General features: G+C 73.1%; 25 protein-coding genes. 19 read left to right on the top strand and 6 right to left on the bottom strand.

Annotated elements, in window-relative coordinates; all coding sequences use genetic code 11:
• Positions 1-237 precede the first annotated feature (237 nt).
• The 15 genes from ABZV06_RS11460 to ABZV06_RS11530 all read left to right on the top strand — a co-directional run bounded on the left by ABZV06_RS11460 (position 238) and on the right by ABZV06_RS11530 (position 13,621).
• On the top strand, positions 238-573 hold the full coding sequence (locus ABZV06_RS11460; RefSeq protein ID WP_355239132.1) for a hypothetical protein: 336 nt from the start codon (positions 238-240) through the stop codon (positions 571-573).
• Positions 574-585: 12 nt separating this feature from the next.
• Positions 586-1,194 carry a glycine zipper family protein gene (locus ABZV06_RS11465; RefSeq protein ID WP_355620587.1) on the top strand — a complete coding sequence of 203 codons (609 nt, stop codon included), beginning with the start codon at positions 586-588 and terminating at the stop codon, positions 1,192-1,194.
• Positions 1,191-1,889, top strand: coding sequence for a carboxypeptidase-like regulatory domain-containing protein (locus ABZV06_RS11470; RefSeq protein ID WP_355620590.1), 699 nt, complete (start codon positions 1,191-1,193; stop codon positions 1,887-1,889). Before ABZV06_RS11465 ends, ABZV06_RS11470 begins: the two co-directional genes overlap by 4 nt.
• A gap of 23 nt (positions 1,890-1,912) precedes the next feature.
• A complete protein-coding gene (locus ABZV06_RS11475; protein ID WP_355620593.1) occupies positions 1,913-3,142 on the top strand; it encodes a phage tail sheath subtilisin-like domain-containing protein in 1,230 nt (409 codons plus the stop codon).
• A gap of 1 nt (position 3,143) precedes the next feature.
• A complete protein-coding gene (locus ABZV06_RS11480) occupies positions 3,144-3,626 on the top strand; it encodes a phage tail protein (protein WP_355239142.1) in 483 nt (160 codons plus the stop codon).
• Positions 3,601-4,974: a hypothetical protein gene (locus tag ABZV06_RS11485; RefSeq protein WP_355620596.1), complete on the top strand. Its 1,374-nt coding sequence runs from the start codon at positions 3,601-3,603 to the stop codon at positions 4,972-4,974. The genes ABZV06_RS11480 and ABZV06_RS11485 overlap by 26 nt, the downstream gene beginning before the upstream one ends.
• Complete coding sequence (locus ABZV06_RS11490; RefSeq protein WP_355620599.1) at positions 4,974-5,858, top strand: hypothetical protein; 885 nt, start codon at positions 4,974-4,976, stop codon at positions 5,856-5,858. Before ABZV06_RS11485 ends, ABZV06_RS11490 begins: the two co-directional genes overlap by 1 nt.
• Complete coding sequence (locus ABZV06_RS11495) at positions 5,855-7,462, top strand: contractile injection system protein, VgrG/Pvc8 family (protein WP_355239151.1); 1,608 nt, start codon at positions 5,855-5,857, stop codon at positions 7,460-7,462. The genes ABZV06_RS11490 and ABZV06_RS11495 overlap by 4 nt, the downstream gene beginning before the upstream one ends.
• A complete protein-coding gene (locus ABZV06_RS11500; protein WP_355239154.1) occupies positions 7,462-7,800 on the top strand; it encodes a hypothetical protein in 339 nt (112 codons plus the stop codon). Before ABZV06_RS11495 ends, ABZV06_RS11500 begins: the two co-directional genes overlap by 1 nt.
• Positions 7,797-8,228 (top strand): GPW/gp25 family protein, encoded by a 432-nt coding sequence (locus ABZV06_RS11505; RefSeq protein ID WP_355239157.1) that lies wholly within the window; start codon positions 7,797-7,799, stop codon positions 8,226-8,228. Before ABZV06_RS11500 ends, ABZV06_RS11505 begins: the two co-directional genes overlap by 4 nt.
• Positions 8,225-10,864 (top strand): putative baseplate assembly protein, encoded by a 2,640-nt coding sequence (locus ABZV06_RS11510; RefSeq protein WP_355620602.1) that lies wholly within the window; start codon positions 8,225-8,227, stop codon positions 10,862-10,864. Before ABZV06_RS11505 ends, ABZV06_RS11510 begins: the two co-directional genes overlap by 4 nt.
• Positions 10,845-11,390 (top strand): phage tail protein, encoded by a 546-nt coding sequence (locus ABZV06_RS11515; protein ID WP_355620605.1) that lies wholly within the window; start codon positions 10,845-10,847, stop codon positions 11,388-11,390. Before ABZV06_RS11510 ends, ABZV06_RS11515 begins: the two co-directional genes overlap by 20 nt.
• Before the next feature lie 9 nt (positions 11,391-11,399).
• Entirely contained in the window at positions 11,400-12,332 is a 933-nt protein-coding gene (locus ABZV06_RS11520) for a hypothetical protein (protein ID WP_355239166.1), read from the top strand.
• Positions 12,329-12,787, top strand: a complete 459-nt coding sequence (locus ABZV06_RS11525; RefSeq protein ID WP_355620608.1) for a hypothetical protein — start codon at positions 12,329-12,331, stop codon at positions 12,785-12,787. Before ABZV06_RS11520 ends, ABZV06_RS11525 begins: the two co-directional genes overlap by 4 nt.
• Positions 12,788-12,850: 63 nt before the next feature.
• Positions 12,851-13,621 carry a hypothetical protein gene (locus tag ABZV06_RS11530; protein WP_355239172.1) on the top strand — a complete coding sequence of 257 codons (771 nt, stop codon included), beginning with the start codon at positions 12,851-12,853 and terminating at the stop codon, positions 13,619-13,621.
• A 39-nt stretch (positions 13,622-13,660) separates the two neighbouring features.
• Here the strand turns inward: ABZV06_RS11530 and ABZV06_RS11535 are convergent, their stop codons facing one another.
• Genes ABZV06_RS11535 through ABZV06_RS11560 form a run of 6 tightly spaced genes read right to left on the bottom strand, consistent with a single transcriptional unit; the run spans position 13,661 to position 19,531 of the window.
• On the bottom strand, positions 13,661-14,545 hold the full coding sequence (locus ABZV06_RS11535) for a PmoA family protein (RefSeq protein WP_355620611.1): 885 nt from the start codon (positions 14,543-14,545) through the stop codon (positions 13,661-13,663).
• Positions 14,542-15,201, bottom strand: coding sequence for a hypothetical protein (locus ABZV06_RS11540; protein ID WP_355620614.1), 660 nt, complete (start codon positions 15,199-15,201; stop codon positions 14,542-14,544). The genes ABZV06_RS11535 and ABZV06_RS11540 overlap by 4 nt, the downstream gene beginning before the upstream one ends.
• Positions 15,185-16,024 carry a carbohydrate ABC transporter permease gene (locus ABZV06_RS11545; protein WP_355239180.1) on the bottom strand — a complete coding sequence of 280 codons (840 nt, stop codon included), beginning with the start codon at positions 16,022-16,024 and terminating at the stop codon, positions 15,185-15,187. The genes ABZV06_RS11540 and ABZV06_RS11545 overlap by 17 nt, the downstream gene beginning before the upstream one ends.
• Positions 16,024-17,001, bottom strand: a complete 978-nt coding sequence (locus ABZV06_RS11550; RefSeq protein ID WP_355239183.1) for a sugar ABC transporter permease — start codon at positions 16,999-17,001, stop codon at positions 16,024-16,026. Before ABZV06_RS11550 ends, ABZV06_RS11545 begins: the two co-directional genes overlap by 1 nt.
• A gap of 33 nt (positions 17,002-17,034) precedes the next feature.
• Positions 17,035-18,381 carry an extracellular solute-binding protein gene (locus ABZV06_RS11555; RefSeq protein ID WP_355620617.1) on the bottom strand — a complete coding sequence of 449 codons (1,347 nt, stop codon included), beginning with the start codon at positions 18,379-18,381 and terminating at the stop codon, positions 17,035-17,037.
• 19 nt (positions 18,382-18,400) lie between these two features.
• The gene (locus ABZV06_RS11560) at positions 18,401-19,531 is read right to left on the bottom strand and encodes a LacI family DNA-binding transcriptional regulator (RefSeq protein WP_355620620.1); all 1,131 of its coding nucleotides are present in this window, start codon (positions 19,529-19,531) and stop codon (positions 18,401-18,403) included.
• Between the two features lie 240 nt (positions 19,532-19,771).
• Here ABZV06_RS11560 and ABZV06_RS11565 point away from each other — a divergent pair, with 240 nt between their 5' ends.
• The 4 genes from ABZV06_RS11565 to ABZV06_RS11580 are packed head-to-tail and all read left to right on the top strand — an operon-like array spanning position 19,772 to position 25,338.
• Positions 19,772-21,100, top strand: coding sequence for a Gfo/Idh/MocA family oxidoreductase (locus ABZV06_RS11565; RefSeq protein ID WP_355620623.1), 1,329 nt, complete (start codon positions 19,772-19,774; stop codon positions 21,098-21,100).
• A 19-nt stretch (positions 21,101-21,119) separates the two neighbouring features.
• On the top strand, positions 21,120-22,553 hold the full coding sequence (gene uxaC, locus ABZV06_RS11570; protein ID WP_355620626.1) for a glucuronate isomerase: 1,434 nt from the start codon (positions 21,120-21,122) through the stop codon (positions 22,551-22,553).
• Positions 22,550-23,854, top strand: a complete 1,305-nt coding sequence (locus tag ABZV06_RS11575; protein ID WP_355620629.1) for an enolase C-terminal domain-like protein — start codon at positions 22,550-22,552, stop codon at positions 23,852-23,854. Before uxaC ends, ABZV06_RS11575 begins: the two co-directional genes overlap by 4 nt.
• On the top strand, positions 23,845-25,338 hold the full coding sequence (locus ABZV06_RS11580) for a mannitol dehydrogenase family protein (RefSeq protein WP_355620632.1): 1,494 nt from the start codon (positions 23,845-23,847) through the stop codon (positions 25,336-25,338). Before ABZV06_RS11575 ends, ABZV06_RS11580 begins: the two co-directional genes overlap by 10 nt.
• Positions 25,339-25,364: the final 26 nt, after the last annotated feature.

The raw sequence follows: 25,364 nt of genomic DNA on the forward strand, positions 1-25,364 counted from the left end.
GCCGAGCGACGCCGACGCAGCAGGAGTACGACCACAGCGGTGAGGACGAGCAGCAGGAGTACGCCCGCCGGCGCGCCCGGGCCCGGCTGATCCATCCGGTGGCCGGCCCCGCCGGCCACGTCCCGGCTCCGGCCGCCCCGCGACGACGGCGACCGGCGTCGGTGCTCCTCAAGCGGAGCACCGGCCTCACCACCACCACATCCCCGGTCGCACCATCGCAGAAAAGGGGGGATCGCCGTGAACGATCTCTTCACCTGGGCAGCCCTGGGCAGCCTCGCCGGCGCGAGCGCCGCCACCCTGCTGGCCACCAACGTCATCGGCGGGCTGATCGGCCCGAGCGGCGACAAGCTCCGCAAGTGGATCGCCATCGCGATCGCGCTGCTGCTGTCCTACGTGTCGGCGGCGTTCGCCGACGACGCCGGCGGCGAAAAGTGGATCATCGCGTTCTTCAACGCGCTGGTGATCTTCTCGGCCGCGCTCGGCGTCAACCAGTTCCCACCCGGCAACCGGCAGGCGACGCCCACGCAGGTCGCCAGCGGCCGTGAGCCCCGCGTCTTCCGCTCCTGGGTCTGAGGGGGTGACGTCATGATCTTCGGCATTCTCAGCGCGGTGATCCAGATGGCCGCCGGCGGCGTCCTCGGCCTCCTGGCCGGCGGCCCGATCGGCCTGCTCATCGGCGCCGTCGTGGGCCTGCTGGTCGGGGCGGCGTTCGGCTGGGCGGTCACCTCCGCAGGGGTGTACGCCCCGGACGCCCGCGGCATCTTCCTCTTCGTCGTCGACCACACGTGGAGCCTGCTCAACACCGTGGTCGGAGCCATCTACCTGGTCGCGCACCTCGTCTTCGGGCACTCACTCGACCGGCCCACCTCGTCTGCCAGTGGCCGGGTCAGCCTGATCGAGGGCGTGTCCCCGCGCTACGCCACCACCATCGGCACCGTCTGCGCCGGCTCCAGCCCGAGCATCCAACGCCACGAGGACGTGCACATCTTCCAGGCGCGCCTGCTCGGGCCGCTCTACATCCCGCTGGTGCTGGCGAACTACGTGCTGTTCACCATCGCGCCGATCTGGCTGCTCTACCACGACCACACCAACGCGCCGATCAACCGGTTCACCCGCTACTTCGAGATCGGCGTCTACCCGCACGTGTGGAACGAGGCCATCGCGTACCGCATCCAGGGGACGCCGCCGCGATGACCGCCGACGGGCGCGGACCGATCGAGGCGGCCACCGCCGCGCTTGTCGACTGGCTGACCAGCGCGGCGGGGGAACCCGTCCCGATCGGCCCGCCCCACGCCGGTGACGACGCCGACGGGCTGACCCTGTGGCCCCTCGAACTGCGCCCGGCCCGGCAGACCCGGTCCAGCGGCGCGGTCCGCGAGCCGTACCGGTTCACGGTCCGCTACCTGCTCTGCGTGGCCGGCCCGGCCGCGTTCACCGCCCTGGACCGGGTGCTCACCGCCGCGACCCGCGACGGCACCTGTGACGTGGTGCTGGAAGCCGGCGCGGCGGAGCTGTGGAACGCGTTGGGCGTCGCGCCCCGCCCGGCGCTGCTGCTCGACGTACCGGCTCAGGTGGACCACCCGACGCCGGCCGCGCCCCCGGTCCTGCAACCGCTGCGGCTGCGTCAGGTCGCGGTGCGCGCGCTCGCCGGCCGGGTCGTCGGTCCGCAGGACCAGCCCCTCGCCGCGATGCGCGTCGAGGTGCCCGGCACCGCGTCCGCGACCCGCACCGGGCCCGACGGCCGGTTCCTGATCGCCGGGGTCCCGCACGACCCCGAACATCCCCATCCGGTACGGCTGCGGCTGAGCGGGCGCGGACTCGTGCTCACCGCTGACGTCGACGCGGACGACGACGACATCGTCATCGTCTGCGCGCCACCGCCCCACTGACGCCCACCCGCACAGGAGGATCGATGCCCAGCTACTTCTCCCCCGGCATCTACGTCGAGGAGGTCCCCAGCGGCGCACGACCGATCGGACCGGTGAGCACCAGCATCGCCGCGTTCGTCGGCCTCGCCCCGAACCGCGGCGCTCACCTGGGCAAGGCCGTGCCGGTCAACAACTGGTCCGAGTTCCTGCGGCTGTTCGCCGAGGGGGACGAGGTGGAGAGCACCCCGCTCGCACGGGCCGTCTTCGGTTTCCTGGACAACGGCGGCGCCCGCTGCTGGGTGGTCAACGTCGGCGAGGGCGGCGCGATCACCGGCACCGGCAAGCAACGCGGCGGCCTGCAACTGCTGGAGGCCATCGACGAGATCTCCATCATCGCCGCGCCCGGCTTTTCCGACGTGGTGTCCCACGAGGCGCTGATCAGCATGGCCGAGCGCACCCGCACCATGGTCGCGATCTGCGACCCCGCCCCCGACATCGACGACATCTCCGCGTTGACCCGCGTCGCCACCCCGTCCTCCGGCAAGCCGCCGAAACCCGCCGAGGGTGCGGGGCCCGCCGCCGGTCCGGGCGGCGGGGAGGGACCGCCGGCGTACCGGCCCCGGCAGTCCGAGTACGCGGCGTTCTACTACCCGTACCTGCAGGTCCGTGACCCGATCTCCGGCGAGCTGGAACTGACACCGCCGAGCGGGCACCTGGCCGGCATCTGGGCCCGCACCGACGCGCTGCGCGGCGTGCACAAGGCGCCGGCCAACGAACCCGTACGCGGAGCCGTCGACCTGGGCTACCGGGTCACCCGACCCGAACACGACGTGCTCAACCCCAAGGGCGTCAACGTGATCCGCTACTTCGCCGGCGAGGGCATCCGGGTCTGGGGCGCCCGTACGCTCGCCGCCGAGGCCAGCGAATGGCGCTACCTCAACGTACGACGGCTGAGCATCGCCATCGAGCAGGCCATCGCCAACGGCACCCGCTGGATGGTCTTCGAGCCGAACGACTTCACCCTCTGGCGCTCGATCCGGCGCGACATCGGGGCGTTCCTGACCCGGGTGTGGCGCGACGGCGCGCTGCTCGGGCGCAGCCCCGAGGAGGCGTTCTTCGTCAAGTGCGACGAGGAGACCAACCCGCCGGACGTCCGCGACGCCGGCATGGTGATCGCCCACATCGGCATCGCCGTCGTCAAGCCCGCCGAATTCGTGGTGTTCAAGCTCAGCCAGTGGGCCGGCGGCACCGAGACCGAGACGATCGGAGGCTGACATGGCCACCCCCACCACCCCGCAGCCCGGCGCGCCGGTCGACCCGTACCGGGCGTACAACTTCCGGTTGCTCATCAACGGCGTCACCAACGGCCATTTCACCGAGATGAGCGGCCTGGAGGTGAACATCCCCGGGCAGCCGTACCGGGAGCACGGCCCGGGACCGACCCGGATGGTTCCCGGCCAGGCCGAGTACGAGCCGGTGACACTGCACTTCGGCCTCACCGCGTCCCGTGAGCTGTGGGACTGGGTGAACGCCACCGCCAAGGGCACCCTGAACCGCCGCAACGTGTCGGTGGTGCTGCTCGACTCGGTGGGCACCGCCGAGGTGCTGCGCTGGAACCTGATCGACGCGTGGCCGACCCGGTGGCGCGGCGCACACCTCAACACGGTCGGCCACGAGATCGCCATCGCCTCGCTGACGCTGCGCTACGAGGGCCTCGAACTGGAGGCCGGCGGTGCCGCCGCGCCGACGCCCGCGTAGCTGGCTGGCCGGTCGCCTGCGCTCGGCGGCCGGCGCGGTGCAGCGCCTCGCCGGACGCGTCGAGTTCACCGGCCTCCCCTCGGCACCGCCGGCGGACGTGCCGCGTCGCTTCGGGGAGCCACCGCGACACTGGCTGGACCTGGTCGCCGCGCACGCCCCCGGCCTGCTCCGCGAGCTGGACGTGGACCTCGACACCGCGGCGCCGACGCACGACCAGGCCCCACCGGCACCGGCTCCCCTGCGGCGGGACCGCTCCGGCGACCCGGCCGCAGGAACGTCGCGGCCGATCACCGACCGGACCGACGGGCGGGCTGCCGCCACGACCGGCCGGTCCGACGACCCACCCGGCACGGGCGACCCGCGCCCGGCCGCCCGGCCGCCCGGCCGTGCTCGTGATCATGCCCGGCACGGTCCCGGGGCCGGTGGCACCGGTAACCCGGGAAGCAGGTCCGACCGGTGGCCCCCGCTCATCCGGCCGGCGACCCCGGACAGCGCGGGGTCGACGAGCAGAGTGGCCCGCTCCGGCGGCGCGGGGCCGGCGACCGAAGCTCCCCGCTCCGGTGGTGCCGGGTCGGCGAGCAGAGCCGACGGCTCCGGCGGCGCGGGGTCGGCGAGCGGCGCGGCCCACGTCGGCGGCGCTGGTTCGGCGAGCGGAGCAGCCGCCGGCGGCGGCACGGACGGCGGCGGGCGTGACGGCTCGACGAGCGGGAGCGGACCGTTCGGGGCTGGCAGCGTGTCGCGGGCCTTCGGAGCGCTCGGCGTCGGAGGGACGATGTCCGCCCCCGTCGCCCCGGGCCGGGATGAACGGACTGCGGCACACCGACGCCCCACGCCCGGTCCGCGCGAGATCCTGCACGATTCCGGCGCTTCTCCTGATGGGTCCGTGACGTCGGCACGGCCGCACGGACGCGACGTCGAGGCGTACTGGCCCGGCCTGCCGGACGAACCGGGTCGGCCGGGCGGGCTCCCCGAGCAACCCGCCGGCGGGCGCTCCCCGCAGCACGGCAGCCTGCTGCCCGAGCGCCACGCCAGCCGGCATCGGGCCGGCCGAGACCGGGAGCCCGCGAGGAGCGGACCGCAGCAGGCCCCTCGACACCCGTACGACGGCACCCCACGGGGCGCAGAGGTGCGGCGGCGGGAACCTCGATCGGGGAACCGGACGTACCCGGTCGAGGTCGAGAACAGCGAGCGGTGGCCGGTGAGCGCGGCGTTCCCGTCGTCCGCCGTCGCCCCGGGGGCGGACCCGTGGCCGGCTCTGCCGGATGACCGACCGCTGTGGACAGTACCCGGCCGGGTGCTCGACACGGGGCACGAGCGTCGGCTGGACCGCGAACAGGCGGGTGGCTGATGGAGCGCGTGGCCTTCCTCATCGACTCCACCGGGGAACGGGTGGACTGCCTGCTCAACCCGGAGACCGTGCAGGCGACCCGGCTCGCCGGCGTACGCCATCGGGGTGCGGACGGCGCGCAGCTCACCGGCGCCGGACTGGCCGACGACCCGCTGGTCTTCACCGGCGGCGGCCGTACGGAGCTGGTGCTGGATCTGCTCTTCGACGTCGACTTCGTCCAGGCGCAGGTCCGTCCGGCCGACGTACGGGTGCTCACCCGGCCGCTGTGGATGCTGGCGGAGAACTCCACCGCCGAGCACGGCTGGCTCCGTCCACCGTTGATCCGACTGGTCTGGGGCAAGACCTGGAACGTGCCGGGCGTGATCGTCGCGGTGGCGGAGCGGTTCGACGCGTTCACCGGTACGGGCTCGCCACGGCGCTCCTGGCTGCGGCTGAAGTTGGTGCGGGCGGCCGAGACGGCCGACCAGGCGCAGGCCGGTTTCGCCGAGGAGCTGGCCGCGGCGAACACGCCGGCCGCCGCACCGGGCAGCGCCGTGGTCGCCGCCGGCGACGGCGCCGCCGAGCCGGGCCAGTCCGGCGTGCGCTTCGACCTGTTGGCCAACGACGCGCTCGGGTCTCCGCTGCGGTGGCGACTGCTGGCCGAGCACAACAGGATCACCGACCCTCTGGCGGTGCCGGCCGGTACGACCCTCGCGGTTCCCGCCGCCGGCTCGGGCGTCCCCGGGCCGGAGTCGACGCTCGGCGCGATGGCGCGGGCGGTGGCCGGTGCGGCGTCGTCCGTGGGCGCCTCGCTCGTCACCGCGGCGGCGAGCTGGACGGCGTCGACGGGCACGACGCCCGCCGCGCCGAGCAGCACCGGCCCGGGCGCGGGGAGCACGCCGTGACCAGCGTCGCGCCCCGCGCGCTGACCGTCCTGCTGGACGGCGTCGAGTTGGGTGCCGCGGCCCGCCAGCGAATCCGCTCGCTGCGGGTGGCCGCCCGGCTCGACCAGCCCACCCAGGCCGAACTGGTGCTCGCCACCGCCGCCGGCACCGCCGCTCTCGACCCCGCCGTGCGCCCCGGCACGACCCTCGACGTGCGGCTCGCCGACCATCCCGACGCGCTGTTCGTCGGCGAGGTGACCTGTGTGGAGGTCCAGTACGCCGCCGACGGCGCGGTCGTGCTGCGGCTGCGGGCGTACGACGCGTTGCACCGGCTGCGCAAGCGGCAGGACCTGCGGGTGTTCACGTCGGTGACGGCGGTGGAGCTGGCCCGGGACCTGTGCGGCGAGGTGGGGCTGACCGTGACGGCCGAGGACGACGGACCACGGCTGGAACGGCTGGTGCAGCACCGGCACAGCGATCTGGAGCTGCTGTGCGAGGTCGCCGGGCGGGCCGGGCTGCACCTGGCCGCCGACGGCGACGGCGTACGACTGGTCACCCTCGCCGGCTACGGCGAGCCGGTCACGCTGACCCTCGGCGCGGACGTGCACACGCTGTCGCTGTCCACGAACGCGGACCAGGCCAGTGGCCCGAGCGCCGCTCTGGGGTGGCATCCGCAGCGGGCCGAGCCGATCAGCCAGCGGGCCGACGAGGCGCGCTGCGGTCGACCGGCCGGTGACCGTCCGGACCCGGCCGACGTGGGGGCCGACGGGGTACGCACCGCCGTCGACCAGCCGGGACGCAGCGACGACGAGTTGGCCGCGCTGGCCCAGGCGCGACTGGACCTGCGTGCTGCCGCGCTGGCCACCGCCGAGGGGGTGGCCGAGGGTGATCCGGCGCTACGACCGGGCCGGCGGATCGACCTGACGGGTGTGCCCGGCCCCCTCGCCGGGGCGTACGTGCTGACCGAGGTGGTGCACACGGTGGACGGCGACGGGCACCTGACCCGGTTCTCGACCGTGCCACCGGAGGCCGGGCCACCGGCCGCTGTGCCCACGGCGGCCGGCGGCGCGGTGGTGACCCTCGGCACCGTGACCGACGTGGCCGATCCGGACGGACTGGGCCGGGTACGGCTGACCCTGCCCGCGTACGGGGACCTGGACGCCGGCTGGCTCGGCGTGCTGTGTCCCGGCGCGGGGCGCGGCAAGGGACTGGTGGCGCTCCCCGATCCGGACGACACCGTGCTGGTGGTCCTGCCCGGCGGCGAGCCGGCCTCGGGCATCGTGCTGGGTTCGCTGTTCGGGGCCGTCGAGCCGTACGACGCGGGCATCGACGACGGTCGGGCGAGGCGCTGGACGCTCCGCACGGCCGGCGGCCAGTCGATCGTCGTGGACGACGTCCAGCGCAGCCTGCGGCTCGGCACCGAGGGCGGCAGCTGGCTGGAACTCACGCCCGACCTGGCCACCCTGCACGCGGCGACCGACCTGGTCATCTCCGCGCCGGGTCGGGCCATGGTGGTCCGCGCCCGCAGCGTGGACTTCCTGCACGCCGAGGCGACCGAGGACCCGACCACCGCGGCGCAGCAGGCCCGTTCGCTCGCCCAGGCCCACCACGAAGGAGGCGGCTGATGCGGTGGATCCACCGCGACTCGGTGATCACCTGCGACCACGACGGCCGGGTCGAGAACCAGCCCTCGCAGCGGTGGGTGACCGTCACCGCCGTACCGGTGCTTGTCGACGACGACCCGGAGGGACGCAAGATCGTCGCCTGCCCGAACTACGGCCCGACCATCAAACCGTGCGGCAAGACGCTGTCCGTCCGCGTGGGCTACAGCGACTGGCTGCGCGTCGACGGGCACCGGGTGGTGCTCTCGCACCTGGAGGGGTTCACCGACGGCACGCCGCCGGGCGCGGTCCACCACACCGTCCGCGATCCCCGGCAGCGCTTCCTGGGGGCGGACCGGTGAGGGCGTTCCGGTTCGTCGGCGCCGGTTTCGACGCCGGCCGTAGCGGCGGGTTGGCGCTCACCGCTGCCGGCGGCCTGGCCATGACCGAGGGCGACGAGAGCGTACGACAGGCGCTGTTCCTGTTGTTGTCCACCACGCCGGGCGAGCGGCTGATGCGACCCGGGTACGGCTCCCGGCTGCACCGGCTGATCTTCGCGCCCAACGACGACACCACGGCCGGGCTGGCGATCCACTACGTCCGACAGGCCATCGCCCGCTGGGAGCCCCGCGTCGAGGTCATCGACACCGACGCGGGGCCGGACCCGGACGAGGAGTGGCGGCTGGTGATCCGCCTGGACTACCGGGTGCGGGCCAGCCTGACGCCCGGTCAGTTGGTGTTCTCCGTGGACCTGCTCCCCGCCGACGACGAACCGGGAGAATCGTCATGACGCTGCCCGTGCCGCATCTGGACGACCGGGGATTCCTCGACCTCGTCACCGAGGCCCGCGAGCGAATCCGCCAGTCCTGCCCCGCCTGGACCGACCTGTCGGCGCACGACCCGGGCATGGCGCTGGTGGAGGCGTTCGCGCACCTGACCGAGGTGATGATCTACCGGCTGAACCAGTTGCCGGAGAAGGCGTACGTGCAGTTCCTGAACCTGCTCGGCGTGGCGCGGCACGCGCCCACCGCGGCCTGGGCGGACGTCGTGTTCACCCGGGCCGGCACCGACCGTGGTGCGGTGCGGATACCGGCCGGCCTGCGGGTCGCGGCGGCACGCGGCGCGGACCCGCGGCCCGTCGTGTTCGTCACGACCGAACCGGCGATGCTGCCGGCCGGGGAGTCGTCGGTGACCGTCCGCCTGCACCACTGCGAGCCCGTCGACGCCGAGCTGCTGGGTGTCGGCACCGGGCAGCCGGGCCAGGTGCTACGCGCGGCCCGCGCCCCCCTCGCGCACACCGGCGAGTCGCTGGACCTGCTGCTCGGGGTGGAGGTGCCGACCGGCTCGGTGGAGTTGGGGGCGGCGGCCCGCGAGCACGAGGGCCGCACGTTCGAGATCTGGCAGCGGGTGGACAGCTTCGCGGGGCTCGGCCCGCAGGCCAGGGCGTACCTGGTCGACCGCTGCTCGGGAACCGTCACCTTCGCGCCGGCGCTGGACCTGCGACCGTCCGCCGGCCAGAGCGCCGGGCCGACCCCGGTGGCGGCCGTGCCGCCGGCCGGGCGGCAGGTCCGCCTCTGGTACCGGGCCGGCGGCGGTCCAGCCGGCAACGTCGCCGCCGGCACGCTGACCAACCTGCGCGATCCACTACCCGGGGTACGCGTCGACAACCCCACGCCCGCAGCGGGCGGCCGGGAGATGGAGGCGCTGGAGTCGGTGCTCCTACGCGGCCCGTACGAGTTCTTCGCCCAGCAGCGCGCGGTCACCGCCCGCGACTTCGAGGTCCTCGCCACCAGCACCGGCGCGGTGGCGCGGGCCCGCGCGTTCACCCGCTCGGCCGTCTACAGCTTCGCCCGCCCCGGTGAGGTCGAGGTGGTGCTGGTGCCGTACGTGCCACCGGAGGCCCGCCCGGGCGGCCGCCTGCCGGTGGCGGTGCTGCGCGAGCACGAGGTGCCCGAGGCCCGGCACCGCGTCGAGGCGGACCTGGAGCAGCGCCGGATGGTCGGCATCCGCTCGCGGGCCAGTTGGGCCCGGTTCAAGGCGGTCTCGGTGCGGGCGCGCGTGGTGGTGCGCCGGGAGGAGGACGTGGACGCGGTCCGGCGGCGCATCCACGACCGGCTGCACCAGACGCTCAGTCCGCTGCCCACCGCCGTGAACCCGACCGGGTGGCCGTTCGGTGAGCCGTTGCGGGCGTCCAACGTGTACCGGCTGTTGGAGCACGCCGAGCCGGGCGTCCGGTACGTCGAGTCGGTGCGGTTCGTGGTCGACGAGGCACCCGACGCCAACGTCCGCGCCCTCGCGGTCGACGCGTACCAACCGCGCACCTGGTACGCCGGGCGTGGCCCGGTGCTGTTCCGTTCCAGCAACGCGGGCTCGGGCTGGGAGCCGGCCGGCCGGTTCGACGACGACGAGACGGTCCTGCGGGTGGCGCCCGCTCCCGCCCCGGTCCGGCCCGGCATCGTCGCGCGTCCCGGCTCGGTGGCCGTGGTGACGGTGCGCGCCTCGGGCGGCTCCCGGGTGCGCCTGAGCACCGACCTCGGCGAGACGTGGTCGCTGCTGACCGACCTGGACTCGCGCATCTCCGACGTGGCGTGGCTGGACCGCGACGGCGCGGGGGCGCTGCTGGTGGCGACCGACACGGGGCTCTACGAGGTGTCACTGCTGCCCGGCGCGGTGCCGTTGCAGATCCTCGTCGACCCGTCCGACGCCGACCGGGGCTTCTACGCCGTCCGCGCGTTCGTCTCCGAGCGCGGCGCGCCGGGGGTGGCCGTCGCGGCGCAGGCGAGCTTCGGGGTGTACCTGTCGACGGCCGGCGGACGGCCCGGCAGCTTCGCGCACGTCGGTCTCTCCAACGTGGACAACCGCGTCCTCGCGGTGCAGTACGACGGCCCGGCCACGCTGCTGTGGAGCGGCGCGGGCGAGCCGGACCCGAAGAAGCCCGGCCAGGGCTGTCACCGCACCCGGCTGTTCGAGTCCGACGTCAAGTGGCAGTCGGTGCAGGCCGGCTGGCTCGGCGGCACGTGCCGCGATCTCGCGTTCGCCGGGCAGCAGGTGGTGGCCGCCACCCAGAGCGGTGGCGTGCTGCGGCTGGACACCCTGGCCGCCCAGCCGCAGTGGCAACCGGTGTCGGTCAACTGCGGGCTGCCGCTGCGCGACCGGACCCGGTTCGTGCCGGTGGACGCGGTCGCGGTGAGCGGCCCGACGACAGCCGGCGCGGGTGGTCCCGCTGGCGCGGGTGGCGCGGCGGCGGACCGGCTGGTGCTGGCCGGCGGTGAGCGCGGCGTGTACCGCAGCACCGACGCGGTCACCTGGACCGCCAGCGCCAACCAGGCCACCGCCGACGTGGTGACCGTCCCGGACACGTGGCTGCTCTGCTCCGGCGAGCACGACATCGAGGTGGTGCGCCAGGATGCGACGCTCGGCGATTGAGCGGCTGCTGCCCGCCGCGTACCAGCGGGCGTGCGTGCCGGGCAGCGTGCTCTGGGCGCTGCTGGACGTGATGGAGGGGCTGCACGCTCCGGACGAGGCGATCCTCGCCGAGGTGGACGCCCTGTTCGACCCGTACCGGGCGCCCGACGACATGGTCGTACGCCTGACCCGCTGGGTGGCGATGGACCACGTGGCGGCGTCGCACCGACCGGACGCGCCGCTGCCCCTGCCGGTCGGGCAGCTGCGTGACCTGGTGGCCCACGGCGCGCTGCTGGCCCGCTGGCGCGGCACCCCGTACGGCATGCGCCGGGCCCTCGAGGTGGCCACCGGGGTGAGCGGCTTCGCCATCGACGAGCCCGACGAGAGGCCCTTTCACATCGTGGTGCGGGTGCCGGCGGTCGCCGCCGACCACCTCGCCGTGATCAGCCGCATCGTCGAGGCGGAGAAACCCGCGGCGGTCACCGCCGAGATCGTCCTCGCCGCCCCGCCGCCACCGGATCAGCCGACCGCGGCACCGTCCGCCTAAGGAGCCGTCATGACCACCGAATGGGCCGTCGTCGCCGCCGCGTCACAGTTCACCCTGGACGCCGCCAACCACGGCGAACTGACCTTCACCGTCTCCAACCCGGGCCTCGCGCCGGACACCGTCGTCTTCGACGTGGCGCCCGGCGACGGCAGCCAGCGGGCCTGGTTCACCGTCACCGAGCCGCAGCGGACGGTGCCCGGGCAGGGTTCGGTCTCGTTCCTGGTCCGCCTCGCCGTGCCGGCCGGCACCGCGCCCCGCCGCTACGACATGACCGGGTTCGCGTACTCGGCCAACACCGCGCCGGAGGAGAGTTCCCGCTCCAGCGGCCGGGTGACGTACGAGGTCAAGGCGGTCGCCGCGCCGAAGCGGACGCCGTGGCCGTGGATCGCGGCGGCGGCGGCGCTGGTGCTCGTGGTCGCCGGAGTGGTCGGCTACCTGCTGACCCGCCCCGACGGCACACCGACGCCCGGCGCGCCACGGGTCGTGACGGTGGAGGCGGAGAGCCTTGTCGACGGCGCGCGGGTGGAGTCCCCGGCGAAGACGGCGGCGGCGGTCGGGGCGCAGGTGAACTGCTGCGACGTGACCTGGTCGGGCGACGAGCAGCTGTTCTTCTCCGGTCTGGCGCCCGGTGACCGGGTGAGCGTCACCGTCGAGTTGCCCGGCGACGCGCTCTGGCGGTTCTCCACCGCGCGCACCACGTCGTTCGACTACGCCAACACGATCTGGCAGGTCGACGGCGTGCAGCTCGGCAGCACCTTCTTCGGCTTCACCCCGACGGTGATCCTCCAGGACTTCACCGACGTGGGCACCGTACGGCTGGGGCCCGGCCGGCACACGCTCACCCTCGTCGCCGTCGGTAAGACGCAGGGCTTCGACAGGTACTTCGCCGGCGTGGACCAGATCCGCTTCACCGAGGTGACCGGGACGGTCGCGCAGCGATGAGCGGTCGGCAGAAGGTCGTCCTGGTGACCCTGGCGGTGCTGCTGGTGGCGTTCTTCGCGCTCGCCGTCGGCCTCGGCGGCGCTGACCAGGGCCGCGCGAGCGATCGGCCCGGCATCGTGGAGCGGTTGGGTCGCCTGTCCGGCGCGAGCACCACCATCGACCCGGCGAGCGTACGGGCCGACTGTGACCGTACCGGCGACGTGCTCACCTTCGTCGGTGGCTGCGCGGTGGATGTCGCCGATCCGGGCGAACTCCGGACGCTGGTGCTGCGCAGCGGTCGCTCGTTCGTGGTGACCGCGCCGGCGCCCGGCGACGCCGATCTCACCGTGCGCTCGGAGGTCGAGCCGGACGACGGCGGCGAGGCGGTCGCCCGGATCGCCGTCGACAGCGCGACCACCGTGCTGCTGGGCTGCCCGGGAGGTGTCGGATGCACGGTCACCGTCGCCGCGGACTGACGGGTCGACCGGCCGCCCCGGGTGACGTGCCGGTCGCACGTCACGACCGCGAGGAGCCTCGCCATGGGTGACCTGCGCAAACCCTTCCTGGTGCTGGCGTTCGTGGCGATCACGCTGGTGCTCCTCGTCGAGGTCGGCTCGTCGCTGCTCACCGGGGGCGGCGACGCCACCGGGGCGCTGCTGGTCGGCGCGGCGGACCTCGGCGTGGAGGTGGACGCCAGCGGGGTCAGCGAACCGTCCGGGCGGGGCACCAGCTATCTGGCGCTGATCGACGCGGTGGCGGTGTGGACCACCGGCCTGTTCTGCCTGAGCCTGGTGGTGCCCGAACGGGTGCAGGGCCGAATCCAGGGTGTCGCCACGCTGATCTTCTCGATCCTGCTCATCCTGGGCTCGCTGGTCCTGCTGATCATCGCGTTCGTGGAGCTGATGATCATGGTGTCGTTGTTCCTGGCCGTGCCGTTCGGCACGCTGGCGTACCTCGCGCTGTGGGGTTTCTTCCCGGTCGGCGACGCGGCGGTGCTGCTCGGGCTGGCACTGCTGCTCAAGCTCGTGTGGGCGGGGCTGCTGGTGCTGGCCCAGCCCCGGTTCCTACAGAACAAGGGCCTCGTCCTGATGATCATCACCACCCTGTTGTGCACCGTCGTGCTGGAGTTCCTGCACAATCTGGTGCCGGTGATCCTGGTGAGCATCGTCGACGACGTGGCGGCGCTGGTCTTCGCGATCGTCGCGATCATCTGGGGCCTGGTGCTGCTGATCGGCTCGATCCCGGCGATAGTCAAGGCCATCCGGGTCACCGCCGCCGCCGTACCCGCCGCCCTACCCGGTCGATCATGAAGTTATCGTCACCGCGCCCGGCGTGTCGTGACAACAACTTCATGATCGACGGTCGTCGGCGAGGGTCGCGCACTGGTCGGGAGGCAGGGTGCTGTCGCAGATCCATATCTGGTAGTGGCCCTTGCGGGTGGTACCGGCCGGCAGCACCGCCGGACGGTCGAAGGCGAAGGCCACGCAGACGCCCGGATACATCGCGGTCCGCACGAACCACCGGTCGCCGGGCCCGAGGCCCGTGAAGACCAGGGTGTACGCCCCACCGCCCGGCCCGGTGCCGGTCAGCGCCAGCCACGGGGCCGCGCTGCCGTTGACCGCCTCCTCCCCCGCCGCCTCGGCGGTGAACACCGTCGCCTCGCCCCCGGCGGCGACCGCTCGCCAGAAGAACCCGCCGTAGCCGGCCCCGCCGGGGCGGCCGTTGGTGGCCGGGCTGCCCAGGTGTACCGCCCGGCCGGGCGGTGCGGTGAGCGTGGAGTCCAGGTCGAGCCGCCAGGTGCCCGGTGTCACGGCCGACGCGGCGAGCTGACGCCGCTCGGTGAGCAGCACCCCACCTCGCGGGTCGCGCCACTGGAGCCGGTGGGTCAGCAGGTCGGCCGACCGCCGCGTCCAGCCGGTGTGGACGATCCGCCCGTGGTCGTCGCGCCAGGTGTAGCCGACGTCGCGGACGTAGGTGCGTCCACCCCAGAGGTTGGTGCCGTCGACGTCCTGCACGGCGAGGGACGCCCCGAGGTGCCAGACGTGGTCGGCGGGGAGCGCGTCCGTGACGACAGTGCCGCCGAGGGTGCGTACCGGGTGCAGGTACGGCCGGGGACCGTGCCGCGCGTCCAGCACGGGGTCGACCACGTACCGGGCCACCTCGGTCCCACCGACGAGCAGCCGCGCCGGCTCCGCACCGGCCGGGGCAGGGTCGGCAGCGTGATCGGCGCTCACGGCAGCTCCGGGCGGACGGCGGCCGGCTCGCGGCTGCCGACGCCAGCGGGGGCCGGCCGGCGGGCGGCGACGGCGTGCAGGGCCGCCACTGTGTATCCGGCGAGGATCGGCACGGCCACCGGCGTGACCAGGACGGCGAGCAGCCCGGCCACAGCCGTCACGCCGGTCAGGGCCAGCCAGTGGGCGGGCGCGTCGAGGCAGGCGCGGGCGGAGGACCGGGCCGCGACCCGCCACCGCCCACCCCCGTTGCGTCCCGCCTCGACGACGACCAGTCCGGCGTACCCGGCCAGACCGGCCGCGACCAGCCCGGTCACCGCCAGCGCCGGCGGGCCACCGGGCACCCGCCCGGCGGCCAGCGCCACCAGGTCGGCCGCGAGCAGCCCGAGCGCGGTGAACGCCAGCAGGCTGACCGGCACACCGGGCAGCACCGACCGGGCGAACCGGCGCGCGGTGGCTCGCGCCGACGGCCAACTGCCGGTACGTGTCCAGTCGTGCACCGCCGCGCTGGCCGTACCGGCCGCCGCCGCGGCGGTGAGCAGCGGTGCCGCCGCGAGGGTCAGCAGGATGCCGAGCAGCGCGAGGTCGGCGGCGTCACGGGCGACGTCCCGCCAGTCCCGCCGCCCCTCGACGTCGATCGGCTCAGCCCTTGATGCCACCGGTGTTGATCCCCTCGACGAGCATCCGTTGGAACGCGACGAAGAACAGGAAGACCGGCAGCAGCGACAGCACCGACATGGCGAACATCGGCCCGACCGCGCTCTGACTCGTCGAGTCGATGAAGAGGGTCAGCGCCACCGGCACCGTGTAGTCCTTCAGCTGGGACAGGAAGACCAGCTGGCGGAAGAAGTCGTTCCAGGTCCAGATGAACGAGAAGATCGCGGTGGTGACCAGGGCGGGACGGCTCAGCGGCAGGATGATGTGCCGGAAGATGCCGTACGGGCCGGCGCCGTCGATCCGGGCCGCCTCGTCCAACTCGCGGGGAATGCCCCGCATGAACTGCACCATGAGGAAGACGAAGAACGCCTCGGTGGCCAGGAACTGCGGGATGAGCAGCGGCAGGTAGGGCCACTCGCCGCCGACCAGGCCGAGGGTCCGGAACAGGATGTACTGCGGCACGATCAGCACGTGCTGGGGCAGCAGCAGCGTGCCGATCATGACGGCGAACCACATCCCGCGCAGCCGGAACCTCAGCCGGGCGAAGGCGTACGCGGCCAGCAGGCAGGAGAGCCCGTTGCCGACGACGGTGAGCAGGCTGACCAGCGCGCTGTTGAGGAAGAACCGGCCGAAGCTGACGTCGAAGTTGGACCACCCGGCGGAGTAGTTGCCGGGGGTGAACCGCTCGGGGAGCAACCCGATGTTGTTGACGATCTCCTCCTGGGACTTGACCGAGGTGCCGACCATCCAGATCAGCGGGTAGAGCACCACGACCACGATCGCCACCAGGATCAGCAGTCGCAGGATCGGACGGCCGCCGCGCATCACCGGTCCTCCCCGTCGGAGTAGTGCACCCAGAACCGTCCGGTACTGAAGAAGATCGCCGTGAGCACCGCGATGGCGAGCAGGAACACCCAGGCCATCGCCGACGCGTAGCCCATCTCCAGGTCGGTGAAGCCGGTGATGTAGAGGTTCAGCGTGTACATCAGGGTGGAGTCGACCGGGCCGCCGGTGCCGTTGCTGAGCACGAACGCGGCGGTGAAGCCCTGGAAACCGTTGATCGTCTCCAGCACCAGGTTGAAGAAGATCACCGGTGAGAGCATCGGCAGCGTGACGTTGCGGAACTGGCGGAACCGGCCGGCCCCGTCCACCGAGGCGGCCTCGTACAGCTCGGTGGGCACCTGCTTGAGCCCGGCCAGGAAGATCACCATTGGCGCGCCGAACTGCCAGATGGCCAGCACCATCAGCGTCTCGAGGGCCCAGTCCGGGTCGTTCACCCACGGCCTGCCCTCGATGCCGACGAGGCTCAGCAGCGAGTTGAACGCCCCGTCGCGGTTGAACATGTTGACCCACACGATGGCCAGCGCGACGCTGCCGCCGAGCAGCGACGGCAGGTAGAACAGGCCCCGGAACAGCCCGACGCCGCGCCACGCGCGGTTGAGCAGCAGCGCCACCCCGAGCGCCGCGGCCAGCTTCAGGGGTACGGCGACCAGCGCGAAGGTCAGGGTGACCCGCACCGCGTGCCAGTACGACGGGTCGGCGGTGAACATCCGCTCGTAGTTGGCCAGCCCCACCCACTGGGCCTCGGAGAACGGGGTGAGGATGTCGTAGTTGGTGAAGCTCAGGTAGAGCGACAGCAGCATGGGAACGGCCGTGACACCCATCAGGCCGATGAGCCACGGCGACAGGAAGACGTACCCCGCCAGACCTTCGCTGTGCCCGCTGGTGCCGGGCCCACGCCGCGCGGCGTGGGCCCGGTCGGGGCCGCGTCGGGCCTTGACGGGCGCCGTGGTCAACGCCACGAGCAGCTCCTCTCCTCGCCCGGTGGGGGCGGGTCAGGCGATGGCGGCCTTGCACGCCTCGACGAACTGGGCGGCGGCCTGCGCGGGTGTGGCCCGGCCGTACTGGGCGCTCTCGGCGGCCTTGACCAGCTCGGACTTGACGGTGCTGTGTCCCTTGATCGGCACCTGCGGCGACGCGCCGAACTTCTGCGTCAGCTCCGCCTCGACGGCGATCGACTGCTTCATCGCGGGGTCGGTGGTGTCGTCGCTGACCACCCGGCGCAGGTCCAGGTTGGACGGCAGCCCACGGTCCGTGCCGAGCAGCTTGACGACTTCCTGGTCGTTGTTCAGGAAGTTGATCACGTCGACCGCGACGTCCTTCTTCTTGCTGCCCTTGAAGACCGACCAGTACATCGAGGCCCGGGCCCACTGCGCGCTGGGATCACCGGGGTACGCGACGACACCCAACTCGTTCTTGGTGTTCTTCTTCAGGTCCGGCATCTGGTTGGCCCAGACCCAGGACGTCGCGGACTTGCCGGTGACCACCAACTGCTTGGTGACGTCGCTGGAGTTGCCCTCGTGGATGACGTCGGCGGTCGGGGTGGCCTTGCGGTCCCGGGCGCCCTTCCACAGGTCGAACCACGCGGTCACGTCCTCGGCGGTGAAGCCCAGCTCCTTGCCTTTGTAGAGGTCCTTGCCCTGCTGGCGCAGCCAGACCCAGAACGCCTTGTAGTCGGCGCTCGGGTCCTGCGTGCCGGGCACGCCGGTCTTGCGGGACACCTCCTCGGCCCAGGCGATGTGCTGCTCCCAGCTCATCCCGGTGGTCGGCTCGGGCAGGTTGTGCGTGGTCAGCAGCGTCTTGTTGTAGACGAGCCCCTGGGTGTTCTCCCCGGCGGCCAGGCCGGCGAGCTTGCCGTCGACGACGCCGTACTGCCAGAGGCTCTTGGGGAACTTGGAGGTGTCCAGCTTGCCGGACTCCTGGTACGAGGTGAGGTCGAGCGTGGTGTTGCGGGCCGCGTACTCGGCGAGGTAGTTGTCGTCGATCTGGAACAGGTCCGGCGGGTTGCCACCGGCGGTGAGCGTGGCGAGCTTGTCGAAGTAGCCCTGGTTGGCCTGCCAGGTCTTCTCGAAGGTCACGTTGGGATGCTTCGTGGTGTAGAGGGCGAGGGCGTCCTCGGTCAGCTTGGCCCGGGCGTCGCCGCCCCACCAGAAGATCGAGAGCTTGACCGGGGCGTTCGGGTCGGCGGCGCCGTCGTCGTCGCCGCAGGCGGCGGCGCCGAACAGCAGTGGCGCGGCGACCGTCGCGGCGAGCAGGCCGCGCAGCAGCCGCCGCCGGGGCAGCGGGGTACCGTGATGACGCCCGACGGGCGTGCCAGTGGTGGGGGACGTTGCGGGGTGCATGTGCGCTCACTCCTCGGCTTTAGGAGGCGACGGCATCACCGGTGGCCGCGGTCGGGACGCCCGGGCCCGCAGGGCAGTGCGGGTCCGGGCCTTGGGGCGCGGCCAGGGGACGTGCCGGTCGGGCGTGCGGGCCCGGACCGGTCGAGTCGCGGATGACCAGGTCGGTCTGGAGCATTACCTGTGCGGTGGTACGACGGACGCCGACCGCCGTGCCGGCACCGGGCCCTCGCGCGCCGCGCGGTGACTCGATGTCCTGTTGCAGCAGCATGTCGACGGCCGTCCGGCCGGCGGCCCCGGTGGGTGTGGCCACCGTCGTCAGTTTGGGTCGGGTGAGCCGGCTCAGGGCGATGTCGTCGACCCCGACGACACTCACCTCCTGCGGCACCCGGACCCCGAGCGCGTCCAGCCCTTCGATCAGGCCGATCGCCATCAGGTCGTTGTAGGCGAGCACGGCCGTCACGCCGCTTCGTCGTACCTGCTCGGCCACGGCGGAGCCGCCGGTCTCGGTGGGCGCGTTGGGGCCGAGCACGGTCAGCTCGCCGCCACCCGCCCGGGCCGCGGTGGCGGCGGCGCGGCGCATTTCCCGGTTGGTCCACGAGCTGCGCGGGCCGCCGAGCAGGGCGATGTGGCGGTGACCGAGACCGATGAGGTGCTCGACGGCCGACCGGGCTCCCTGTCCGACGTCCATCAGCACGCACGGCAGGCCGGTCACCTGACGGTTCACCACGACCAGCGGCACCTCGCGGCTGAGCTGTTCGATCAGGCTGTTGCTCATCCGGGGGCTGCACAGCAGCACCCCGTCGACCTGCTTCGCGAGGGCGTGGACCAGCTCCTCCTCGGCGGTCGGGTCCTCGTTGGTGTCGGCCACGAAGACGTGGTAGTCGCGGTGGCGTGCCTGGCTCTCCGCCGCCTTGATCAGCGGCGGGAAGAACGGGTTCGCGATGTCGGCGATGATCAGGCCGATGTTGTGCGTACGCCCGGTGATGAGGGCGCGGGCGGCACGGTTCGGTCGGTAGCCCAGGTCCTCCGCGCAGGCCAGCACCCGGACCCGGGTCTCGGGGTTGACCAGGTGCGGTGCCGAGAAGGTGCGGGACACGGTGGAGATGTGCACCCCGGAGGCGCGGGCGACGTCACGGATGGTGACTGGCACGGCGGCCCCTTCGTCCGAATACGGCGGCGGTCACGCGGGTGCCGCCAATTAATGCAAACGGTTGCTCCACTGTCAACGGTGAATGTTTGCAGCTCTGTTGCGTCGGCGCTTCCATTGGTGACCTTCAACCCCACAAAAGCCCATATTTGCCACCGATTGCGCCGTCGTCGTTGACGTCATGAGATCGATCGTGGTTACTTCACTGCAAACCTTTGCAGGGATCACCCGGAAGGCGATCGCATGTCACCGAGATCCGGCGGGCGAGTCCGGTACGCCGTCGTGGGCACCGGAGCGCGGGCGGAGATGTTCGTCCGGGCCCTGGTGCTCGATCACGCCGACACCACCGAGCTGGTCGCCTTCGCCGACGTCAACCAGGCCCGGATGGACGCGCACAACCGCTGGCTGGGCGAGCTGGGGCACCCGCCGGTGCCCACCTACCGAGCCGGTGACTTCGCGGCCATGTTGGACCGGCAACGTGTCGACGTCGTCCTGGTGACCAGCGTGGACGTCACCCACGACGAGTACGTGGTGGCGGCGCTGCGTGCCGGCCGGGACGTCGTCACCGAGAAGCCGATGACCGTCGACGCGGCCCGCTGCCGGCGCATCCTGGACGCGGTGACCGAGACCGGCGGCCGGGTGACGGTGGCGTTCAACTACCGCTACAACCCGCTGCACGAGCAGGTCCGCCGCCTGCTCGCCGACGGCGCGGTCGGCGAGATCGGCTCGGTGCACTTCGAGTGGCTGCTCGACGTGCGCCACGGCGCCGACTACTTCCGGCGTTGGCACCGCGACAAGGCCACCTCCGGCGGGTTGATGGTGCACAAGGCCAGCCACCACTTCGACCTGGTCAACTGGTGGTTGGGGGCCACCCCGGTCGAGGTGTACGCGGCCGGCCGGCTCTTCTTCTACGGCGAGGACGGTCGCCGGCACGGCTACGCCCGCGACTACGAGCGGGCGTACGGCTCCCCCGCCGCTGTCGACGACCCGTTCGCGCTGCGGCTGGACGCCCACCCCCGGCTGCGCGAGCTGTACCTCGACGCCGAGGCCGAGGACGGCTACCAGCGCGACCGCAACGTCTTCGCCCCCGGCGTGAGCATCGAGGACGACATGGCGGTGCTGGCCCGCTACTCCACCGGCGCGACGATGAGCTACCACCTCACCGCGTACGCCCCCTGGGAGGGCTACCGGGTGATGGTGAACGGCAGCCGGGGACGGCTGGAGCTGGAGGTGACCGAGAACGACTACGTCGACCGGGGCACCGCCGGCGCGGTCAAGGGCGCGGCCCTGCACGGCGTCGAGGCGCCCGCCGAGGGAGGCGGCGCGACACTGACCGTACGTCCCTTCTGGGAACCGCCCCGGCGGATCCCCGTCGAGGGTCGTACCCGCCAGGGACACGGCGGCGCGGACGCCCGGATGACCGCGGTGCTCCTCGGCGGCCAGCCCGATCCACTGGGCCGCGCCGCCACGGCCGACGACGGGGCGTTGGCCCTGCTCACCGGACTGGCCGCCAACCGGTCCTTCGAGACCGGGCGACCCGTCCGCGTCGCCGACCTGCTCACCCCCCACTGACCAGGAGACGAGGAGTCCCGTGCCGACGTCCGACCACACCGACCTGCTCCTGCCGGCCGAGCCGGGCCAGCGCGCGCTGGCCCGGGAGCTGTACGCCCTCGCGGCGCGGCAGCCGATCATCTCGCCGCACGGGCACGTCGACCCGGCCCTGCTCGCCGAGGACCGACCCTTCCCCGACCCGGCGCGGCTGCTCATCGTGCCCGACCACTACCTGACGAGGATGCTGCTCAGCCAGGGCGTACCCCCGGCCGACCTGGGGGTGCCCACCCGTGACGGCCGTCCGGTCGAGGCCGACGGGCGGGTGATCTGGCGGCGCTTCGCGGCGCACTGGCACCTGTTCCGGGGAACCCCGTCGCGGCTGTGGCTGGAGCAGACCCTCCGCACCGTCTTCGGGGTGCACACCCCGCTGGGCCCGGCCACCGCCGACGCCGTCTACGACGAGATCGCAGCGAGGCTCGCCGAGCCGGCCTTCCGGCCCCGGGCGCTGTTCGAACGCTTCGGCATCGAGGTCCTCGCCACCACCGAGTCGCCCCTGGACGACCTCGCGCAGCACGCCAAGCTCGCCGCCGACGGGTGGGGCGGGCCGGGCGGTCGGGTGGTCACCACGTTCCGCCCCGACGACGTGGTGGACATGGAGTTCGAGGGCTGGTCGGGCAACGTGGCCCGCCTCGGTGAGCTGGCCGGCGAGGACACCGGCACGTACACCGGTTATCTGGCCGCCCTGCGGGCCCGCCGGGCCGCGTTCATCGCGGCCGGCGCGACCTCGTCGGACCACGGGCATCCCACCGCACGCACCCTGGACCTGAGCCCGGCGCAGGCCGCGCGACTCTACGACCGGGGGCTGCGCGGCGAGGCGGACGCCGCCGACGCGGAGGCGTTCCGGGCGCACATGCTCATGGAGTTCGCCCGCATGTCCCTCGACGACGGTCTGGTGCTGCAACTGCACCCCGGCGCGGTGCGCAACCACAACCGCTGGCTGTACGAGCGGCACGGCCGCGACGTCGGCGGTGACGTACCGCAGGCAACCGAGTACGTGCACGCGCTGGCCCCGCTGCTGGCCCGCTACGGCAACGACCCCCGGCTGACGGTGGTGCTCTACACCCTCGACGAGGACACCTTCACCCGCGAGCTGGCGCCCCTGGCGGGCGGGTACGCCGCGTTGCTGCTCGGGGCGCCCTGGTGGTTCCTGGACTCCCCCGAGGCGCTGCGGCGGTTCCGGGAGACGGTCACCGAGAGCGCCGGCTTCTACAACACCACCGGGTTCGTCGACGACACCCGGGCGTTCTGCTCGATCCCGGTACGCCACGACGTGGCCCGCCGTGTCGACGCCGGTTTCCTGGCCCGGCTGGTCGCCGAGGACCGGCTGGCGATGGACGAGGCCGCCGAGACGATCGTCGACCTGGCGTACCGGCTGCCCAAGCGGGTCTTCCACTTCGAAGGGGCCGACCAGTGACCGTCACCATCACGTCCGTCGACGTGCACGACGTACGGTTCCCGACCGCCGCCCGGGGCGACGGGTCCGACGCGATCAACCGGGGCGACTACTCGGCGACGTACGTCGAGCTGGGCACCGACGCCGGGCCGGTCGGCACCGGGTTCACCTTCACCAACGGGCGGGGCAACGAGATCACCTGCGCGGCGGTGCGGGCGCTGGCCCACCACGTCGAGGGTCGTACGGTCGAGGAGATCGCCGCCGAGCCGGTGGCGTTCTGGCGCACGCTCAGCGCCGACGTGCAGTTGCGCTGGCTGGGCCCGGAGAAGGGCGTCATCCACATGGCGACCGGGGCGCTCGTCAACGCCGTGTGGGACCTGCGGGCCAGGCTGGCCGGCAAGCCGATGTGGCGGTTCCTGGCCGAGCTGCCCACCGACGACCTCGTCGCCAGCGTGGACTTCCGGCACATCAGTGACGCGCTCACACCCGACGAGGCGGCGACGATCCTCGACAAGGGATTAGTCGGAGGGGATGGCCGGCTCGCGGAACTCAAGCAGAGTGGTTTCCCTTCGTACACCACCTCGGTCGGGTGGCTCGGCTACCCCGACGAGAAGGTGCGGGCGCTGACCCGGCAGGCGTACGACGACGGCTGGCGGGCGATGAAGATGAAGGTCGGCGGGCCGCTCGCGGACGACCTGCGCCGGGCCCGGATCATCCGCTCCGAGATCGGCCCGGACGCGCTGTTGATGATGGACGCCAACCAGGTCTGGGACGTCGACGAGGCGATCACCGCGATGACCGCGCTCGCCGAGGTGGACCCGTACTGGATCGAGGAGCCGACCCACGCCGACGACATCCTCGGTCACGCCCGGATCAACCGCGCCGTCGCCGAGCTGACCGGCGGCCGGTGTCGGGTGGCCACCGGGGAGGTCGCCGCCAATCGGGTGATCTTCAAGCAGTTGTTGCAGGCCGAGGCGATCGGCGTGATGCAGGTCGACGCGTGCCGGGTCGGCGGCGTCGACGAGGTCCTGGCCGAGCTGCTGCTGGCCGCGAAGTTCGGCGTGCCGGTCTGCCCGCACGCGGGCGGCGTCGGCCTCTGCGAGTACGTCCAACACCTGGCGATCTTCGACTACCTGCGGGTGGGCGTCAGCCTCGACGGTCGGATGATCGAGTACGTCGACCACCTGCACGAGCACTTCGTCGACCCGGTGCGCACCCGCGGTGGCCGCTACCTGCTGCCCGATCGGCCCGGTTACAGCGCCGCCATGAAACCGTCGTCGATCGCCGAGTTCCGCTTCCCGGACGGTCCGGCATGGCGGTGACCGTCGGCGCGTCCCGTCTCGGCCTGGGGGTGCTGCGCCACCTGCCCGTCGAGTCCCGACCCCTCGTCCGGCCGGGCACCGTGCCGACAGGCGTCGTACACCTGGGGTTGGGCGCGTTCCACCGCGCCCACCAGGCGGTCTACACCGAGGCGGCGGTCGGCGCGGCCGGCGGCGACTGGGGCATCGTGGCCGTCGCCCCGCGCAGCACCGCCCTGGTCGAGGCGCTCACCGCCCAGGACAACCTGTTCAGCGTGAGCACCCTCTCCGCGGCCGGTGCCACCACCCGGGTCGTGGGCGCGCTCAGCGGCGTACGGCACGCGCCGAGCGACCCGGACGCCGTGGTGGCGTTGCTCGCCGATCCCGCCGTCCGCGTCGTGACGCTCACCGTGACCGAGAAGGCGTACCAACTCGATCCGGTGACCGGCCGGCTGTCCCCGGACGCCGCCCTCGCCGCGGACCTCGCGGGCCATCGGGCCCCGACGACCGTGCCGGGCCTGCTGCTGCGCGGACTGGCCGCCCGCGCCGCCGCCGACGCCGGGCCGGTCGCCCTCGTCAGCTGCGACAACCTGCCGGCCAACGGCCGGCGACTGCGCGGTCTGGTCGACCAGGGGATCGAGCGGGCCGCCGGAACGCCGACCGGGTTGGTCGACTGGGTGGCCGCGAACGTGACCTGTCCGGGCACCATGGTGGACCGGATCGTGCCGGCCAGCACCCCGGAGACGTTCGACGCGGCCCGCCGGGCGCTCGGTGTGACCGACCTGGCCGCGGTGGCCGCCGAGCCCTACGCCCAGTGGGTGATCGAGGACGACTTCCCGGGCGGACGGCCCGGCTGGGAGCACGCCGGGGCGGTGCTGACCGACGACGCCGGCCCGTGGGAGCGGTTGAAGCTGCGCGCCCTCAACGGCGTGCACTCGGCCGTGGCGTACCTCGGCGCCCTGGCCGGCCGGGAGACCATCGCCGAGGCCCTGGAGATCCCGCACCTGACCGACGTGCTGCGCCGGCTGATCGCCGAGGACGTGGCGGCCAGCTTCCGGCCGCCGGACGGGGTGCGGGTCGTCGACTACGGCGAGCAGGTCCTGGCCCGGTTCGGCAACCCGGCGATCCGGCACCGCACCCTCCAGGTCGCCACCGACGGCTCGCAGAAGTTGCCGCAACGCGTCCTGCAGACCATCGCCGACCTGCGCGCGTCCGGGCGGTCCGCGCGCTGGGGCGCGCTGGTCGTGGCGTCCTGGTTGCGCTTCGCGCTGGGGTACGCCGACGACGGCCGACCGCTGCCGTTGCAGGACCCTCTCGCGGGGCCGATCCGGGCCGCCCTGGACGCCGGCGCGCAGAGCCCGGCCGGCGCGGTGGACGCCGTCTTCGCGCTGCGCGAGGTCATCCCGGCCGAAGTCGCCGACGACGACGAGGTACGCGCCCAGGTGACCGCCTGGCTCACCGCGCTCGGACGACACGGCGTCGAGGCGACCCTGGCCGGCGCCCGGTGAACCGGTCGACGCTGGCCGGCGCCTGG

It is taken from the genome of Micromonospora sp. NPDC005172 (assembly GCF_040608555.1).
Classification (GTDB): Bacteria; Actinomycetota; Actinomycetes; order Mycobacteriales; family Micromonosporaceae; genus Micromonospora.

Bases quoted from the DNA above. Each gene is read 5' to 3' on its own strand.
- ABZV06_RS11465 (WP_355620587.1), top strand. From the start codon at position 586: ATGATCTTCGGCATTCTCAGCGCGGTGATCCAGATGGCCGCCGGCGGC.
- ABZV06_RS11470 (WP_355620590.1), top strand. From the start codon at position 1,191: ATGACCGCCGACGGGCGCGGACCGATCGAGGCGGCCACCGCCGCGCTT.
- ABZV06_RS11475 (WP_355620593.1), top strand. From the start codon at position 1,913: ATGCCCAGCTACTTCTCCCCCGGCATCTACGTCGAGGAGGTCCCCAGC.
- ABZV06_RS11480 (WP_355239142.1), top strand. From the start codon at position 3,144: ATGGCCACCCCCACCACCCCGCAGCCCGGCGCGCCGGTCGACCCGTAC.
- ABZV06_RS11490 (WP_355620599.1), top strand. From the start codon at position 4,974: ATGGAGCGCGTGGCCTTCCTCATCGACTCCACCGGGGAACGGGTGGAC.
- ABZV06_RS11500 (WP_355239154.1), top strand. From the start codon at position 7,462: ATGCGGTGGATCCACCGCGACTCGGTGATCACCTGCGACCACGACGGC.
- ABZV06_RS11510 (WP_355620602.1), top strand. From the start codon at position 8,225: ATGACGCTGCCCGTGCCGCATCTGGACGACCGGGGATTCCTCGACCTC.
- ABZV06_RS11515 (WP_355620605.1), top strand. From the start codon at position 10,845: ATGCGACGCTCGGCGATTGAGCGGCTGCTGCCCGCCGCGTACCAGCGG.
- ABZV06_RS11520 (WP_355239166.1), top strand. From the start codon at position 11,400: ATGACCACCGAATGGGCCGTCGTCGCCGCCGCGTCACAGTTCACCCTG.
- ABZV06_RS11525 (WP_355620608.1), top strand. From the start codon at position 12,329: ATGAGCGGTCGGCAGAAGGTCGTCCTGGTGACCCTGGCGGTGCTGCTG.
- ABZV06_RS11530 (WP_355239172.1), top strand. From the start codon at position 12,851: ATGGGTGACCTGCGCAAACCCTTCCTGGTGCTGGCGTTCGTGGCGATC.
- ABZV06_RS11545 (WP_355239180.1), bottom strand. From the start codon at position 16,024: ATGCGCGGCGGCCGTCCGATCCTGCGACTGCTGATCCTGGTGGCGATC.
- ABZV06_RS11555 (WP_355620617.1), bottom strand. From the start codon at position 18,381: ATGCACCCCGCAACGTCCCCCACCACTGGCACGCCCGTCGGGCGTCAT.
- ABZV06_RS11565 (WP_355620623.1), top strand. From the start codon at position 19,772: ATGTCACCGAGATCCGGCGGGCGAGTCCGGTACGCCGTCGTGGGCACC.
- ABZV06_RS11580 (WP_355620632.1), top strand. From the start codon at position 23,845: ATGGCGGTGACCGTCGGCGCGTCCCGTCTCGGCCTGGGGGTGCTGCGC.